The organism is Mucilaginibacter rigui (assembly GCF_014773275.1).
In the GTDB taxonomy this organism is placed as follows: Bacteria; Bacteroidota; Bacteroidia; order Sphingobacteriales; family Sphingobacteriaceae; genus Mucilaginibacter; species Mucilaginibacter rigui_A.
This window is the reverse complement of record NZ_JACWMW010000002.1, coordinates 609,613-626,102: the sequence shown is the minus strand read 5'-3', so window position 1 is coordinate 626,102 and position 16,490 is coordinate 609,613. Positions and strand designations below refer to the sequence as shown.

The window sequence follows — 16,490 nt, the reverse complement described above, 5'->3', positions numbered from 1 at the left end:
TTTGAATACTTCCATCTATATAGCCAAAAGGTACCTGTTCTCAAAAAAACAGACCCACGTTATCAATGTCATATCGGGCATATCAATGATGGGGGTGCTGGTTGGTAGCGCAGCGCTTATCATCATTCTATCGGTATTTAACGGGCTGGAGAAAGTTATCCTGAAGTTATACAGCAATTTTACGCCTGAGTTGAAAATAGAACCCCGTTTGGGTAAAACGTTCGACCCAAACACACCATACCTTGCCGGCCTTGGCCGCGATGTAAGGGTAGTGTCATACACCCAGGTATTGCAGGAGAAGGCCCTGATCAAATACGCCGACAGGCAATTTATAAGCACCGTAAAAGGCGTAAGCGATGGTTTTTTTAAAGGCCGTACTTTAGATAGTACTATACAGTCTGGCTCGTTTACCTTAAAAGATAAAGGTCAAAACTTTGCTGTTATTGGTGCTACGGTGCAAGTCGCCCTGGACGTGAGCTTAAAAAATCAATTTACTTATTTGCAGATCTTTTCGCCAAAGCGGTCGGCAGGGAACTCCACTAATCCAATGAATGATTTCACGTTCCGCTCCATATTGCCTTCAGGGGTATTCGGGATTCAGCAGGATTTTGATGACATCATCATCACACCGATTGAATTTACCCGCGACTTACTTGATGAACCCAACCAGGTATCATCATTAGAGATCATCTACAAAAAAGGCACCGATGTGGATGCCATAGAAAAGCGCATAGAAGAAAAGATAGGCAAAGATTTTACGGTGAAAAACCGTAAGGAACAAAACACCGGCCTTTATAAAACCATTAATTACGAGCGCTGGTCGATTTTTATGATCCTAACTTTTGTATTGATTATTGCCATTTTTAACATCATTGGCTCGTTAACGATGCTGGTGTTAGATAAGCGCAAAGACATTGCAATATTAACCAGCCTGGGCGCCAATAAAGGCCTTATAAGGCGCATCTTCTTTTTCGAGGGGATGATGATATCTGTTATAGGTTGTATAGGCGGGCTTATACTTGGCCTTATTGTATGTTTAGTGCAGATGCAGTTTCACATTATTAAAATGGGCTCGTCATTATCAGTACTGGATGCTTACCCGGTAGCTTTAAAAGTAAGCGATATAGGGTTGGTATTCTTCACCGTTATTATAATAGCGGTAATAGCATCGGGTATAAGCTCTAACCTGAGCGTAAAACGGCTGGATGAAATAAAAGCGGATCTGTAGATGTCACGTTTTTGAGATAGGGGGTGTCTGTTGAGTTAAACAATTAATTTCATACCATGAATTTTACAACCCAAAACCAATACTTCAAATTCATCATCGCATTGGGTCTTATACTGAGTAGTTTTCACTCTTACGCGCAAAGCCCATGGGATAAATTTTTTGACCATGATACCCTTACAGATAAGCACTTAGGCACTGTAGTTATTCATGTAACCAAAACAAATAGAAAAGAGAAAAAGCCATTATTGATCTATATTGATGGTTCGGGGAATTATCCACTATTTTACCGTAAAAATAACGGCAACTACAATACGTCAATAGCTTTTGATATCGGCCGGTTCGCGAAAGATTATTCCATCGTATTGATCAGCAAGCCTGGCACACCTTTTAGCGACAGCCTTAGATACCAGGCGGGTAAACCTTTTTATCCTGATAATGATGTTTATGACAGCCTTTATAGTTTGCAATGGCGGGCGGGGGCAGCTTCAAAGGCTATTGATTACCTGGTTAAAAACATCCCGGTTGATACTAAAAATATTATTGTTATGGGATATTCTGAAGGCTCGCAGGTTGCACCAGCTGTAGCTGTGCTTAATAAGAAAGTTACCCATGTGGTATGTTTTGTTGGGAACTCGCTCAATCAACTTTATGATTTTATTATAAACGCCCGGCTGGGTGCAGACCGGAACGAAATTACAGCAGAGCAAAGCCAACAAATTGTAGACTCGTTATACAATGTATATGGAAAGATCTATGCAAACCCAAAAGCTACCGACAAGAGATGGTTTGGCGCAACCTTTTTAAAATGGAGCAGTTTCTCTGAAGCTACCCCGCTGGAGAACATGCTTAAATTAAAAATACCTATCTTATATATTGCCGGGGGGAAAGACAATAACCAAACCATTATTGATATGGATTATGCCAAACTTGAATTTTTGCGAAAAGGGAAAACAAACCTCACCTATAAAGTTTACCCTAATAGTAATCACGGGTTTCAGGAAAATACTGTAAAAGATGGTAAAGAAGTAAGAACCGACCGGAGCGATGAAGTACATCAGTTTGCTTTTGATTGGATAAAAGCCCACTAAACAACTTATAGCTGCTTCTAACACAACATATTTACAAACACTATTTTGTAAGCTATTTTCAATTCCTTAGCTTTAACCTTTACCTTCGCAGAATAAATTGAAAACTCATTCGCCTAAGCAGCGTTACTAACATACTATGGAATCTAAACGTCAGCAAAAATTTGCCGGGGTAATACAGGAAGACCTGGCCGCAATATTTCAACGCGAGGGGATGAATTATCTTCCGCATACACTGGTTACCATTACCAAGGTGCGGGTAACACCCGATCTGGCTATTGCCCGTGTGTTCCTAAGTTTTTTTAACAATACAGATAACCAGCAGGCACTTCAGGTTATCAAATCACATGCTTCAGAGATCCGCTACAAACTGGGCGCCCGCATTAAAGACCAGGTAAGGATTATACCCCAGCTGGAGTTTTTTGTGGACGATACCAGCGAATATGTGGAACGTATGGAAAAGATATTTGATAAGATAAGCCACGAGCCGCGCCAGCCCGATACAGAAGAGAACTAAACGGAAATGAACGCTACCGAAAAACTGGCAGCATATATTAAAGTCCACCCCGGTGCCATTGGCAAAGTGGTGGACTTTGATGCTCATACAGACCGCCTTTACCCGCTTGATCTCACCGCGGCCAATACCCAGCTAACCGAAGCCCTGGTTGCCGATACCGAAGCTTTTAGCCAGTGGATAACCAAAACACTGGCCGATAATAATTGCCGCTACGGCGTTGGCGGCTATATGGAACACCGCACCATCTATACCCGTAGCACCTTATTTGATACGGATGATGAACCCCGCCGCCTGCATTTAGGTATTGATATATGGGGCGATGCCGGTACACCGGTGTATGCTCCTTTAGTTGGAACCGTACATAGTTTTGCTGATAACGATAACTTTGGCGATTATGGGCCAACGATCATCCTGCAGCATGATTTAGATGGCTTGGTTTTATATAGTTTATATGGCCATCTAAGCCGGAAAGATCTTAATGGGTTACAGGTTGGCCAATCTATCGGCATAAATCAACAGATAGCCGGTTTAGGGAATGCCGCCGAGAACGGGCACTGGCCGCCGCACCTGCATTTTCAACTAATGCTGGATATAGGTGATGCCAATGGCGATTACCCGGGCGTTGGCAGGTATTCGCAAATGGAGCAATATTTGCAAAATATTCCCGACCCGGAACTTATTTTACAATTTGCTGATGCCCGCAATAACTAAGGCTTATTTGTAACCACTTTATTATATAATACAGCCGATTGCATTTTACACATTAGTGCTTATATTTGCCATCGCTAAAAACTTCATTTAAATAAAATAATGAGAGAAATACAATTCAGGGAAGCGCTAAGGGAAGCCATGCAGGAAGAAATGCGCAAGGATGAGAATATATACCTAATGGGCGAAGAAGTTGCCGAGTATAACGGTGCTTATAAAGTAAGCCAGGGTATGCTTGACGAGTTCGGCGCTAAACGTGTCATCGATACGCCTATATCTGAATTGGGCTTCGCTGGTATCGGTATAGGTTCGGCAATGAACGGGTTAAAACCGATTATCGAGTTCATGACATTCAACTTCTCGTTGGTAGCTATCGATCAGATCATCAACGGTGCAGCCAAGATCATGTCAATGAGCGGTGGCCAGTTCTCAGTGCCAATTGTATTCCGCGGCCCAACAGGTAACGCGGGTATGCTTAGCTCACAGCACAGCCAGTGTTTTGAAAACTGGTATGCAAACTGCCCGGGCTTAAAGGTGGTTGTACCATCAAACCCATACGATGCAAAAGGCCTTTTAAAATCAGCTATACTTGATCCGGACCCGGTTATATTCATGGAATCCGAATTGATGTATGGTGATAAAGGTGAAGTGCCTGAAGAAACATATTACATTGAAATAGGTAAAGCAAAAGTAACTAAAGAGGGCAGCGATGTTACCTTAGTTGGTTTCGGTAAAATAATGAAAGTAGTTAACGCTGCTGCTGCCGAACTTGAAAAAGAAGGCATCCACGCAGAGGTTATTGACTTACGTACCGTTCGCCCTATTGATTACGAAACCGTAATTAACTCGGTTAAAAAAACAAACCGTTTGGTAATTGTTGAAGAAAGCTGGCCTTTAGGTTCAATAGCTACTGAGGTTGCGTTTAAAGTACAGAAAGACGCGTTTGATTACCTGGATGCTCCTATCCTGCGTATCATGGGCGGTGACGTTCCGTTGCCTTACGCACCAACTTTAATACAAGAATACCTGCCAAACCCCGAGCGTGTGGTTAAAGCGGTTAAAGAAGTAATGTACGTTACCAAATAATCGTAACGCCCTAATATTAAAAGCCTCCCAAACTTTCATTGGGAGGCTTTTTTGTTTCCGTTTGTCCTGCCGAGTTATAAAACTCCGGCGGGACTTTAAAGGAGAAGTGACATAAGGAAAGTGTCATCCTTAGCTTGTCGAAGGGTGCGCGGAAAAGGCCTTACCCGCTATGGTTCTACAGGCTCACCATAACAACCCACATATATACGTTATAGGTAACGAATTGAAACATCTAGCAAATTCGCGAATAGATTCTTCGCCATGCTCAGGATAAAACATTTTTTGATTTATCAATACAAACTATATCTTTACCTAAAGATTTAGTTATGAAAAAGACATTCCTTATTTTACTATTAGTGAGTGGTTATGTTATCGCATTTGGCCAGGTTAAAACAGATTCGGTTTTATATAAAAAACTTAGCGCTATGTTTAAGGAGGATCAAAAATGGCGCATCGAATCGGCTAAGTTATATAATCACCAAAAATCCGAATATGACAGGGAAACTGTTGATAAAAACTGGAGTATAGCTGATAGTACAAACGAAGCCGAAGCTAAGCGGATCTTAAACAAATATGGCTTCCCTGGTTATTCGCTGGTTGGCCAAAGCGGCAGCAGTAAGTTTTGGGCAATTGTGCAGCATTGCGATGATAATGTGGCTTTTCAGCAAAAGGTTTTACTGCTGATGAAAAAAGAGGTTGATCGCAAAAACGCTTCGGGAGAAAACTATGCCTACCTTACCGACCGTGTACTAACCAATCTTAACCAAAAGCAATTATACGGTACACAAGGCATCTATGATCCTAAAACTAAGAAGTGGGCACCTTTACCTATTAAAGATGCCGCGCATGTGGAGGCTCGCCGTAAGGCCTTAGGCATGATATCGCTTAAACAATATATAGCCGATACCAACGCGGCTAATTAATTTAAAGGTGTAACTTTATTGTTGTGGTGTAATCAAATGTAAAAGACAGTAATTAATGATATGAGCATAGTGCTTTTAAAGAATAGAGAAACAGCTAAGAATGTTGACCAAAATAGGCCGAAAGAAGTTTCTGGAAAAGTATCCTGATTTTCCAACAGCAAGTGAACAAAGAAATATATTTCATTTCCCGGAAGTTTACGCTGGTTATGTTTTATATGTTGAGCATAAGTCTGATATAGGCCTGGGTAATAATTTAGCAAAAGCAACACAAAGTTTAGTCGAAACTTTGTGTTGTAAAGAGTTAAACTTTTTGGGAGATACAAAGACACCTTGGGTATATCAGGATAATGAGTATAAACCAATAACGCAAGGAATAATATACTTTAAGGAAAACAAGCTGGATGGGCATTTCATTGGAGGAATAAATGTGCCATCAACCAGGGTATCTGAATTTATAAAGCACTTATACTGGTTGGTAAGGGGCAATAGTATTGTAAACTATGTACATTTTAGCAACCCTGAATTTACTTTCATAGGCAGCGTGTGCCAATACGGTAATTTACATTTTCATACGTTAAATAAAAAAATCGATTTGGCATTCAATGAAAATATTGCACAATGCGGTTTCCATATTTCTGAAAATGGTGAATGTGGCGGTGGAAGAATTAAAGGAAGAAAGTATGCATATAAACCATATATTTAATAACTTAGGATATGGAAAAAACACCACGTCAAAAACTACTGCCTTCGCTATTCATATTTATTGGGATGATAATAATAGGCATTAATAGCATCATAAAAGGGATAGACCAGCATGAAACCTGGCGCATTGTATTAGCATCTATATCGGTGGTAATGTTTGCTATCGGTATTGCTTTGATCTTCATCTACACAAAAAAGCAGGAAAAGGCATCGGTTTAACAGGTGTTTATCTGCCGCAAGTTTTAAAAGCTAAAACGCCACACTTTAGTTGTGGCTATACGTTCTGTATAAAACATATCCTATGAGCCCGATACTCCACGTACTTAATGGCGGTGCCACTTTAAACGTTTTTGAACAAACAGGCATTAATGGCGATGTACTGGTTTGGCGCGAGGTATTATCAGAAGGCCCCGTGTCTGAAAACATTGAGGCTGCGGCCTTTTGGCAACAGCGATCGGATTTTATTTGCAAAACCTTTGATGATACCCCCGAACACTACCACGATAATATTGTAACGCAACTGGAGAAATTTAGCCAGCCGTATGAAGAGATAAACCTTTGGTTTGAATTTGACCTGCATTGCCAGGTAAACCTGCTGGGCGTAATGATGTTGCTTTCGCAAAAAACCAACCTGTCCGGCCCTTCGGTATACCTGATATGCCCAACAGAAGTGTCAGATGTTTCTGATTTTCGCGGCATGGGTCAATTGGATAATGAGCAACTGGAAGGCCTATACGATAACATCCGTGTACAGCTTGGCGAATACGATTTTGAATTGGCCACTGAAGCCTGGGACCTTTATGTTGCCGGCGATGCGGCTAAGCTGCAGGAGTGGATAAACACTACAGCCTTCTGGGGTAATATGCACTGCCTTAAACCTGCTATGCAAGCGCATTTAAAGCGGCTGCATAGCAATACAGATGGTTTAAATTATATTGAGCAAACATTGCTTGATATATATATAAATGGCACCAAAACCAAGCCTGAAATATACGCTGCCTTTTGGAGCGCAGATAAAATTTATGGCATGGGCGATAGCGAGATCAATACCTACCTGGATAAACTCGCTGCCCGCGGGCTTATTAATGTATAAGCTTTATTGAACAGTTATTGCCATAGTAGGTGAGCGTTCGCTTTCATTCTTTAGCCTGTCTATAGCGGTTATTACGTAAAAATAAGTTTGGCCCGGTTTCACATTGCTATCCATATAAAAGGCCGTGGTATCGTATTGTATGTGCAGTATGTTCTTAGGGTCGCCCAAATCAAATTTCTCATTCTCCTGGAAACGGTATATCACATAGCCATAAACCGGTTCGTTATCGCTTGCCGGTAATGGGGCCTGCCATTTAAGCATTACACCTTTGTTTTCGGTATGTGCTATAAAATTTTGTGGCGCATTTGGGGGGATAGAATCAAGCCAAAGCATTTGCGGCGGCAACGCCGGGTAACGGTAAAAATCTTTCCTCAGGCTATCTGCCAAATGGTTGGCATTCCCTATAAGCGATTGCGACCTGAAGAATACGCTGCCCTGCACACGCGGGTTAGCACGTATCATGCGTATCTGGTTTGGTATCTCTGATGGGTTTTTAAAAGCCGGGCTGCGTAGTTCATAAAAACGATAGGGTGCCTGGCCAATATATAAATGCCTGTTGTAGGTATTATTGCTCCACCAATTTAACAAGGTATCAAATGATGCGGCGCGATTACCAATGTGCCAGTATATCTGCGGATTAATATAATCTATCCAGCCCTCCTGCATCCATTTGCGGGTATCGGCAAAGTTCTCAATATATGATGATCCCCCGTTTGTGGCCGAGCCATCGGGATGCTGGCTTTTGTTGGCCCATATGCCAAACGGGCTGATGCCGAACTTCATATTAGGCTTATATTTATGAATACTATCAGCCAGCATATGTACCAGCTTATCAACGTTATCGCGTCGCCAGTCTTTTATATTATCAAAATCCTGCCCGTATTTAGCATAAGTATCGGCATCCTGTATTACCTGGCCCCTAACCGGGTATGGATAAAAGTAGTCGTCCATGTGTATGCCGTCAACATCGTAATTTTTTACCACATCCAGTATCACTTGTACAATATACTCACGCACCTCGGGCAAGCCCGGGTTAAAAAGCTTTATACCATCGTAAATAAAAAACCACTCGGGTTTGGTACGGGTAATATGCTCTGGCGCCAGCGTCCAAAATTTATTATCAAAAGTAGCGCGGTAAGGGTTAAACCAGGCATGCAGTTCCATGCCGCGTTTGTGGGCTTCGGTAGTAGCAAATTCAAGCGGATCGTAACCCGGGTACTGCCCTTGTTTACCGGTTAAATATTTTGACCATGGTTCGCGGCTTTTGGCGTAAAGCGCATCTGCGGCAGGCCTAACCTGAAACATGATAGCATTGATACCGTTTTGCTGATGAATGTTTAACTCTTCTGCAAGTTCTTTTTTTTGATTTTCGGCAGTTGCCCTTGTATTGGTTGGCCAGTCAAGGTTTACTACGGTTGCAATCCAAACGCCCCTAAACTCTCGTTTAGGCTGTGTTGGCGTAACCTCTTCTGGTGCAACTGTTTGGGCTATAGACAGGGAAAATATAATTGAAAAGCAAAGTGTAGTAAGCAGGTATCTGTATAATTGCATTAAGCGAATATTTTGTTTTTTTAAAGCCTCAAAGATATAAACTCACAACTAAGCAGTTTTAGTATTAGTATAATAATTACGCCTATTTTGTGTTTTAATCATATTGTACTTATTTTAGCCTGCACCATTATAAGTGCAAACAACGGGCTTTTTACTACGTTATGTTAGTTTTTTGCCTATATTTATTTAGATATTAAAAAAAGAAAGATAGCCTTAATAGGTTAGCAACCCGTTAAATTATCATAACCTTTAAATAATTACTATGGAATACCAACCAACAGATAACCAACCGCAGCAACCCAAAAAAAATTCGAATGTAATTTACTTTTTAATAGCTGTTGTGGTTGCATTATTGGGTACCGATGTTTACCTCTACACACAAAAGAACAAATCGGACATAAAGGTAGTTTACCAGAACGACGAAAAAACAAGGTTACAAACTGAACTGGACAGCCTTGAAGCACAAATAGAACAGGTAAATGCAGGCCGTGCAAAAATGTCGGCAGCTATGCAAGCCAAAAATGATTCGTTACGCTTAAAAATACGCGTACTTAGAAGCGAGCTGGCCAAAGGTAAGCTTACCGTTGCCGAACTGGGCAAAGCGCAGGAGGATATTAAACAACTAAGGTATTTTGTTACCAAATACACCGCCGATATTGAGGAGCTTAAAAAACAGAACACCACACTGGCTACCGAACGCGATACTTTAAAAAACAACCTGGCCACTGTTAGCCAAAAAGCTACAGATTTGGAACAAAAGAACCAGGAACTGGACACCAAGGTGAAGGTAGCATCGGCCATTAAAGTAGCTACAGCCAATGTGGTTGCTTATAAAGTAAAAAACAGCGGAAAAGAAAGCGACGTTACCAAGGCTAAGCAGGCTCAAAAGATAAAGATAAACTTTACGGTTGCCACCAATGCCGTTGCCGAAAAAGGCCTGCATGATGTATATGTACGTATTATTGACCCAACCGGAAACCTGATTACCCAAACAGACTCGGGCACATTCAATGCCGATAGCCAGGACCTGCAATACACTTACAAAACATCAATTGATTTTAGGGACGATGGCAGCGGTTATACGATCGACTGGATAAACCCTGCTCCATTCCAAAAAGGCACCTACACTGTGCTATTATATGCCGATGGATATACTATGGGCAAAACCAGTATAACCCTTAAATAACAAGCCCCAACAGATATTTAAAGCCTCCCGATGTGTCGGGGGGCTTTTTTGTTTCTTTTCCTCCCTGCACAGCCCCGGGTCAGCAAAACAGCTTTGGACGAAAGCGGGCAAAACAGTGGTGGCCTGGTGCATGGCAGGGGCATAGGAACTTTTGCAGAAGTAGCGGGCAAGCGTAACAGGGCAAAAGATTCCAGCCCGGGGGGTTACGCGGTTTGCAGTGCAAAGGCTATGTGTGGCAAACAAACCTTTTTACTGACTTGATTTTTTGGTTACTTTGTATCAAGACATACAGCGAAGCCCAGTACCTTTAAAAAACAAACAACCACGAAAAACTAACAGCCATCCCGCGGCAATTGAGCGGGCCGGTTAATTATAGTAGTACACTTAGCATGAGTGTTATCGATCTGAAGAGATTGCTACGCGCACAATGACATAGTTATAAAAGGGATAGCTTAACTTAGCACTTGAGGTGCTGAAACAAATTCAACATGACATCGGTTAAAGCTACACCATTTCCTCGCCCGCTGCTGGGAAGCTTAGGTAAAATGTTGTACCAACATCAATTGTGGTTTCAAACCAAACCTTACCGTTAGCGTTTTCTATTGAGTTTTTTACGAAGGCAAGGCCAAGCCCCGTACCCGAACTTTTGGTGGTAAAGTTTGGCTCAAATATTTTTTCGCGCATGCTTTCGGGTATGCCGTTGCCGTTATCCTTTATAGTAAGCAGTATATTTTTGGTGGTAATAAGGTAATTAATATCAATTAAGCAATTGGTCTCCTGATGCGCGGCTTCAATAGCATTTTTTAACAAGTTATTAAAGCAGCGCAGCAACTGGTCGCGGTCAGCGCTTACAATAAACGGATCGGCAGGGGGTTGGTAGCTTATGTTAACATTATCCATTTGTTTAAATATGGTAACGGCCTGGTTCAGTATCTCAAATATCGAGATCTTCTCGATACGGGTATCGGGCATTTTTGCAAATGCCGAAAACTCTGACGCGATAGATGACAGGCTCTCTATCTGCTCAACAAATGATTTACTGAAACGCTCAAACTTCTGATCAAACTTAGGGTCTTTATCCTTCCATGATTTATCAAGCAACTGTAAGCCCAATTTAAGCGGCGTAAGCGGGTTTTTTATCTCATGGGCCACCTGCTTTGCCATCTCGCGCCAGGCGGTCTCACGCTCAGACTGGGCAAGCTTTTGGGCGCTGTTCTCCAGCGCAGCTATCATGTTGTTATATTCTTTTACAAGTGCCCCAATTTCGTCATTACGCTCCCATTTTATGGGCTCATTCTTTTTACCGTAAATGGTTTTACTTAAATTGTACTGTATAAAATTTAGTGGCGCAGTTATCTGTCGCGCAATAATTACCGCAAACAGCCCAATAGCTATAAATACCAGTGCATAAACATTTATCATAATGTTTAGCAGCGAGCCTATTCGCTCGGTGTAATCGGCGGCATTGGCAAAGTAAGGTAGTTGAAGGTAGGCGATGGTTTGGTGTTTCACATCCCTAATGGGGGTATAAGCTGCTTTATAGGTAAGCAGGCCTATCTTCTCTTCGTTTAGCACTTCAGAACTTTGCGCCCCACTTAATGAAATAAATGCACGTGCGTTCATTTGCCTGCATAGCAAGCCATAATCATAAATTTTAGGCTGTGTAGAAAACAGCAGGCCCCCGTTAAGGTCATACAAAGAAAGATCGGCAGAGTAGGTTTTGGCCAGTTCTTCAAACCGCATCTTACTATCCTCGCTAATGTTTGTAATATTATTAATAGGCCCGGCCTCAAAAGCTGCCGTAATCTGCATTATTTTGTTGCGGATGATCTTATCCTGTTGCGCCTGGTATTGGGTGCTTATGGATACAAAAGTGATTATACCAACAAGTATAAGCGTTATAACAACCGCAAATATCATCGAAAACTGGATCCGTGTTTTGTACAATATCCTGTCGAAACTTATTCTAAAGCTCCATTTGATGCGATTATTACTTACGTTAAATATGCGTACCCTTATCCATATCAACCTTATCAATAATATTATGGCACTAAATGCCAGCAACACTACAAAGAAGAATGTTAACGCCGTAATATTTGCCAGCAGCACATTGCTTTCCTGGCTTACCACAATGAGATTTCGGTTGGCGGGTTTGTACAGTAAATGATTAAAGGTGGTAAACTTATCGGTAAAGCCATGCTTAACACTTTGCGTGGTTTGTGTAGTGTACTTTTTTAGTTCTCCTTTAAACTCGTTGTTACGAATGCTGTAAACGTAGGTTCCGCTTTGCCCAATGAGTATATTATCGGTATAAAACGCAAACGAATAATTTTTAAACTCTTCGCTGTTGCCCTTAACTTCTTTATCCACCAGCAGGTCGGGGAAGCTGCCGGCGGCAAGCAATGGTTTTGACTTCAGCTCTACAACTATAGTACCTAATTTTTTAGCGCCATCCATAACAGGCAGTATGGCAAAATAGCTTTGAAACCCGAAGGATTCGTTTTGCCTGTAAAAATAATCAGACACTTTAAATGAACTGTACACCACCATATCCTTGAATACATCAAGCGTATAGTTCTTATCAAGCGATATGGGTTGGTCGGCGGTATCATACTCATGTACCTCAAAATCGTATTTAGACAGGTAACGGTCAAAGTAAAATTTTTGCAAACGGGTTTCCAGGTAATCAGAAGTATGGTCGGCGCTTTTATAATAAGAGATAAGCAGCGGGTCTACAATTATTTGCTTCTCTATTTTTTTGAATATCCCATCAGCAATAACATCATCAGGCACTTCCAGGCGTTGTATCAAAACTTTTCGCAGATCTTGCTCTTTTACAGATTCGAAATGGTTAAGTTTTACAGACGCTATTACAGCACAAATTAGTATAACACTTATAAATGATGTGGCCGTGAACTTACGGTCGTTGAATAAAAAGGCGTAGCCCCTCAACAAAATCATCAGCATCCAAAGTAAATAAAACAGGCTAAACTCCCAGTAATATGTTACTATGGCGGTTGTAATAATTATGCTTACAACAAGCAGCAATGCCTGCTGCATGATAGGTATATCAAGCTTAAAACAAATGGTAAGTACAACCTCTGTTAACAAAAAAAACATCAGGAAACTAAAACAAAGCATCAGTACGCCAAGCAGGCTAAACACTGATAAGTTGAGTACATTGTTTACATCGAAACTAATTTTGGAGTTGATGACCAGGCCATAAAAAACCTGCAATAAATGCGTAGATAAAAGAATTAGAGAGAGCAAACACGCTGTGAAAATGATATAGCTTACTACCTTGCCGGGTACCTTTTTAATAAGGTTGGTGCGATGGGCGTAGGCAAAAATAACAACCCAGCACATCATCAGTATATTGATACAAAGATCGCCCAGGGAACGGTATAAGGACGAGGATGCATATAATTTGGGATTAAACAGCGGCAGTTCGCGCGTAAAATAAGGCCAGCCGTAATGCAGGTTTGCAAACCTGAGGCACACAATAAACCCGCATAGAAATACTAATGCCCCATATATATAGCCTTTACCAACCAGGTAGCGTGCAACATTATTTACCAGTAAAAAAAGTGTAAAAATGGCTAAAAGCCAAAAACTTATTACAAAATAAAAAAACCGGTGGTTAACGCCTTTAATTAATTTTAGTGAGAACAGGTAAACATTATTTATATCATGTACGGCGTAAACATTTTTGTCTGTAAAGTCGGCAATGGTAATGTTTTGATCTATAGTAAGGTCTTTTGCGAATACGTTTTGCAGGTAATCGTTTGTAAAGGGGTAATTGGTTTTTACAGGAATAAAAAATATAACCGATACGTTGCCCTCAGTTTTCTTAATGGTTTCGTAATACCCGTTAGGTTGTTTTATAAAAGAGCACCCTTCTTTTAACTTGGTTGCATTTTGGGGGATTATTTTTGCACCGGTCCAAAAATCGAGTTGTTTATCTTTATAAACCAGTATCCAGATGGCGTTTTTAACGGTATACTCGTTAATATAAGCAAGGCCTTTGGCGGGGGTGTTGCGCAGTTGTTTAATTTCATTAAATACCTGCCTGTTTTTAATAGCGTCATACACTACGCTTTCTTTCCGGTGCAGGTTATTCTCTAACAGCCTGGCAGTTTGGATAAGGTTATTTCCGGGCGTGTAAGTTCTTTCAACAACAATTGCTGTAAATAACAAGCTGGCAAACAGTAAACCCAGTAATACGCGTATTTTTCCGGCGGTTGTCAATTTGTTATCGGTGCTAAATCATTGGTAAAAATAAAAGCCATCCATTGGGTAACAGATGGCTTATAATTATTGTATTGCAGCGCTTGCTGTAGCTACATCGCGGTTAACCTTTTTTACAAGCCCTTGTAATACCTTGCCCGGGCCAACCTCGGTAAATGAGGTAGCACCATCCTCGAGCATATGCTCAACGGTTTGTGTCCAGCGTACAGGGCCTGTAAGCTGGGCTATCAGGTTATGTTTTATTTTTTCAATATCGGTATAGGGTTTTGCATCAATATTTTGATATACCGGGCAAACGGGTGTTTTAAATTCAGTATTTACAATAGCAGCCTCCAGCTCAACACGGGCAGCTTCCATTAACGGCGAGTGGAAAGCCCCACCAACATTCAATTTTAAAGCGCGCTTTGCACCTGCTTCAGTCATTTTTATACAGGCAGCATCAATACCGGCTTCGGTGCCTGATATTACCAGCTGGCCGGGGCAGTTATAATTTGCAGGTACAACAACGTCTGTTAAGCGTTTGCAAATATCCTCAACTGTAAAATCATCAAGGGCTAAAATTGCAGCCATGGCGCCGGGTTGTATCTCGCAGGCTTTTTGCATGGCATTGGCACGGGCGGCAACCAAACGCAGGCCATCTTCAAAAGATAAGGCTCCACTGGCCACTAATGATGAAAACTCGCCCAATGAGTGGCCGGCAACCATTTCTGGTGCAAAATCATCACCCAAAACTTTAGCCAGTATTACCGAGTGCAGAAAAATTGCCGGTTGGGTTACGTTTGTTTGTTTCAGATCTTCTTCAGTGCCATCAAACATCACATCCGTAATACGGAAACCTAATATTTCATTGGCTTGTTCAAATAATTCACGGGCTTTATCGCTTTGCTCGTAAAGGTCTTTACCCATCCCCGGGAATTGGGCACCCTGCCCTGGAAAAATGTATGCTTTCATGTTTAGTAATTGGTTGATTGGGTTGATTAAGTGAGTAGTTAGAGCCTCAAACACTCACTTAATTAACCATTCACTATTAACTTAAATTCGAAGAAATCAAGTTTAAAAACTCTGTTCTTGTTTGGCCTTTTAAAAACTCGCCCGTAAATGCCGATGTGGTAGTTACCGAATTTTGCTTTTGTACGCCACGCATACTCATACATAGGTGGCGGCACTCAATAACCACGCCAACTCCTATCGGGCTAAGTGTTTCCTGGATACAATCGCGTATTTCGTTGGTTAAACGCTCCTGTACCTGCAGGCGGCGGGCAAACACATCAACTATGCGCGGTATTTTACTTAAGCCAACTACATAGCCGTTGGGGATATAGGCAATATGCGCCTTACCGAAGAATGGCAGCATGTGATGTTCGCACATCGAGTATACTTCAATATCCTTTACAATAACCATTTGGCTATATTCTTCCTTAAACATGGCCGAGTTCAGGATCTCTTTTGCATCCAGGTCATATCCATGGGTAAGGTAAAGCATGGCTTTAGCAATACGCTCGGGGGTTTTTAATAACCCTTCGCGTTCGGGGTTTTCACCTATCTGTTTTAAAACATTAAGGTAATTGGCCGACAGGTTTTGGATCAGTTGGGGGTTGTAGCGGTCAATCTTCTGGTAGCCGTTTATCCCTTCGTCTCTGTCGGGAATGTTATCGTGGTCAGTCATGGGTTAGGTTTATCCGCCAAAATACTCGGCAGAGTTGTTTTCAGTTTCGTACAATTTTACCGAATGTAAGAATACACCGGGGTAGGCTTCTATCGGGGCTTTCAACTGGTTAAATATGCCTATGCAAAGCAACTCTGTTGATGCCATTATGCCCTTCATAAACTCCACATCCATATTGATGTTCTTATGGTCGAGTTTTTCTATCACATACTCGTTGATGATCTCCTTAAGTTCTTTAAGGTCAATCAGGTAACCGGTTGCGTGGGTAATTTCGCCTTTTACAGTTACAAACAAGTTGTAATTGTGGCCATGCCAGTTTGGGTTGGCACATTTGCCAAAAACCTCGTTGTTTTTCTCTGCGCTCCATTCCTCGCGGTACATCCTGTGTGCTGCGTTAAAATGTTCCTTACGCGTAATATGTATCATCATAGCAATTAATGGTGCAAATATACAAAACAAAAACAGGCGAGTTGTTTTATCTTAGCTGTCAAAAAAAT

16 protein-coding genes are annotated in these 16,490 nt (G+C 41.4%); 11 read left to right on the top strand and 5 right to left on the bottom strand.

The genetic code is table 11. The annotated features are described in order from the left end of the window. The first annotated feature begins 1 nt into the window (after nucleotide 1). The 9 genes from IDJ75_RS09930 to IDJ75_RS09890 all read left to right on the top strand — a co-directional run bounded on the left by IDJ75_RS09930 (nucleotide 2) and on the right by IDJ75_RS09890 (nucleotide 7,342). Nucleotides 2–1,228 (top strand): FtsX-like permease family protein, encoded by a 1,227-nt coding sequence (locus IDJ75_RS09930; RefSeq protein ID WP_191175468.1) that lies wholly within the window; start codon nucleotides 2–4, stop codon nucleotides 1,226–1,228. A gap of 56 nt (nucleotides 1,229–1,284) precedes the next feature. Beyond that, the gene (locus IDJ75_RS09925) at nucleotides 1,285–2,316 is read left to right on the top strand and encodes an alpha/beta hydrolase family protein (RefSeq protein ID WP_191175467.1); all 1,032 of its coding nucleotides are present in this window, start codon (nucleotides 1,285–1,287) and stop codon (nucleotides 2,314–2,316) included. Nucleotides 2,317–2,452: 136 nt separating this feature from the next. After that, on the top strand, nucleotides 2,453–2,830 hold the full coding sequence (gene rbfA / locus IDJ75_RS09920; RefSeq protein WP_067059927.1) for a 30S ribosome-binding factor RbfA: 378 nt from the start codon (nucleotides 2,453–2,455) through the stop codon (nucleotides 2,828–2,830). A 6-nt stretch (nucleotides 2,831–2,836) separates the two neighbouring features. Continuing rightward, nucleotides 2,837–3,541, top strand: coding sequence for a peptidoglycan DD-metalloendopeptidase family protein (locus IDJ75_RS09915; protein ID WP_191175466.1), 705 nt, complete (start codon nucleotides 2,837–2,839; stop codon nucleotides 3,539–3,541). A gap of 99 nt (nucleotides 3,542–3,640) precedes the next feature. After that, complete coding sequence (locus tag IDJ75_RS09910; protein ID WP_191175465.1) at nucleotides 3,641–4,624, top strand: pyruvate dehydrogenase complex E1 component subunit beta; 984 nt, start codon at nucleotides 3,641–3,643, stop codon at nucleotides 4,622–4,624. Nucleotides 4,625–4,950: 326 nt separating this feature from the next. Then, nucleotides 4,951–5,547, top strand: a complete 597-nt coding sequence (locus IDJ75_RS09905; RefSeq protein WP_191175464.1) for a DUF6624 domain-containing protein — start codon at nucleotides 4,951–4,953, stop codon at nucleotides 5,545–5,547. A 100-nt stretch (nucleotides 5,548–5,647) separates the two neighbouring features. After that, complete coding sequence (locus IDJ75_RS09900; protein WP_191175463.1) at nucleotides 5,648–6,250, top strand: hypothetical protein; 603 nt, start codon at nucleotides 5,648–5,650, stop codon at nucleotides 6,248–6,250. 11 nt (nucleotides 6,251–6,261) lie between these two features. Beyond that, nucleotides 6,262–6,468 (top strand): hypothetical protein, encoded by a 207-nt coding sequence (locus IDJ75_RS09895; protein ID WP_191175462.1) that lies wholly within the window; start codon nucleotides 6,262–6,264, stop codon nucleotides 6,466–6,468. An 82-nt stretch (nucleotides 6,469–6,550) separates the two neighbouring features. Next, a complete protein-coding gene (locus IDJ75_RS09890; protein ID WP_191175461.1) occupies nucleotides 6,551–7,342 on the top strand; it encodes a DUF1835 domain-containing protein in 792 nt (263 codons plus the stop codon). A 3-nt stretch (nucleotides 7,343–7,345) separates the two neighbouring features. On the opposite strand, the gene IDJ75_RS09885 is transcribed toward IDJ75_RS09890, so the two are convergent. Beyond that, nucleotides 7,346–8,893, bottom strand: coding sequence for a glycoside hydrolase family 10 protein (locus IDJ75_RS09885; protein ID WP_191175460.1), 1,548 nt, complete (start codon nucleotides 8,891–8,893; stop codon nucleotides 7,346–7,348). A 262-nt stretch (nucleotides 8,894–9,155) separates the two neighbouring features. Between IDJ75_RS09885 and IDJ75_RS09880 the strand changes: the two genes are divergently transcribed. Together IDJ75_RS09880 and IDJ75_RS09875 are read left to right on the top strand one after the other, a co-directional pair. Next, nucleotides 9,156–10,079 (top strand): hypothetical protein, encoded by a 924-nt coding sequence (locus IDJ75_RS09880; protein WP_191175459.1) that lies wholly within the window; start codon nucleotides 9,156–9,158, stop codon nucleotides 10,077–10,079. Nucleotides 10,080–10,172: 93 nt separating this feature from the next. After that, nucleotides 10,173–10,340 (top strand): hypothetical protein, encoded by a 168-nt coding sequence (locus tag IDJ75_RS09875; RefSeq protein WP_191175458.1) that lies wholly within the window; start codon nucleotides 10,173–10,175, stop codon nucleotides 10,338–10,340. Nucleotides 10,341–10,583: 243 nt separating this feature from the next. Here IDJ75_RS09875 and IDJ75_RS09870 read toward each other — a convergent pair whose 3' ends face one another. From IDJ75_RS09870 to IDJ75_RS09855, 4 genes are all read right to left on the bottom strand, one after another. Further along, the gene (locus tag IDJ75_RS09870) at nucleotides 10,584–14,327 is read right to left on the bottom strand and encodes a sensor histidine kinase (RefSeq protein ID WP_191175457.1); all 3,744 of its coding nucleotides are present in this window, start codon (nucleotides 14,325–14,327) and stop codon (nucleotides 10,584–10,586) included. 66 nt (nucleotides 14,328–14,393) lie between these two features. Further along, on the bottom strand, nucleotides 14,394–15,278 hold the full coding sequence (fabD, locus tag IDJ75_RS09865; protein ID WP_191175456.1) for an ACP S-malonyltransferase: 885 nt from the start codon (nucleotides 15,276–15,278) through the stop codon (nucleotides 14,394–14,396). A gap of 76 nt (nucleotides 15,279–15,354) precedes the next feature. Beyond that, nucleotides 15,355–15,993: a GTP cyclohydrolase I FolE gene (folE, locus tag IDJ75_RS09860; RefSeq protein WP_191175455.1), complete on the bottom strand. Its 639-nt coding sequence runs from the start codon at nucleotides 15,991–15,993 to the stop codon at nucleotides 15,355–15,357. Between the two features lie 9 nt (nucleotides 15,994–16,002). After that, the gene (locus IDJ75_RS09855) at nucleotides 16,003–16,419 is read right to left on the bottom strand and encodes a 6-pyruvoyl trahydropterin synthase family protein (RefSeq protein WP_191176108.1); all 417 of its coding nucleotides are present in this window, start codon (nucleotides 16,417–16,419) and stop codon (nucleotides 16,003–16,005) included. Between the last annotated feature and the right edge of the window lie 71 nt (nucleotides 16,420–16,490).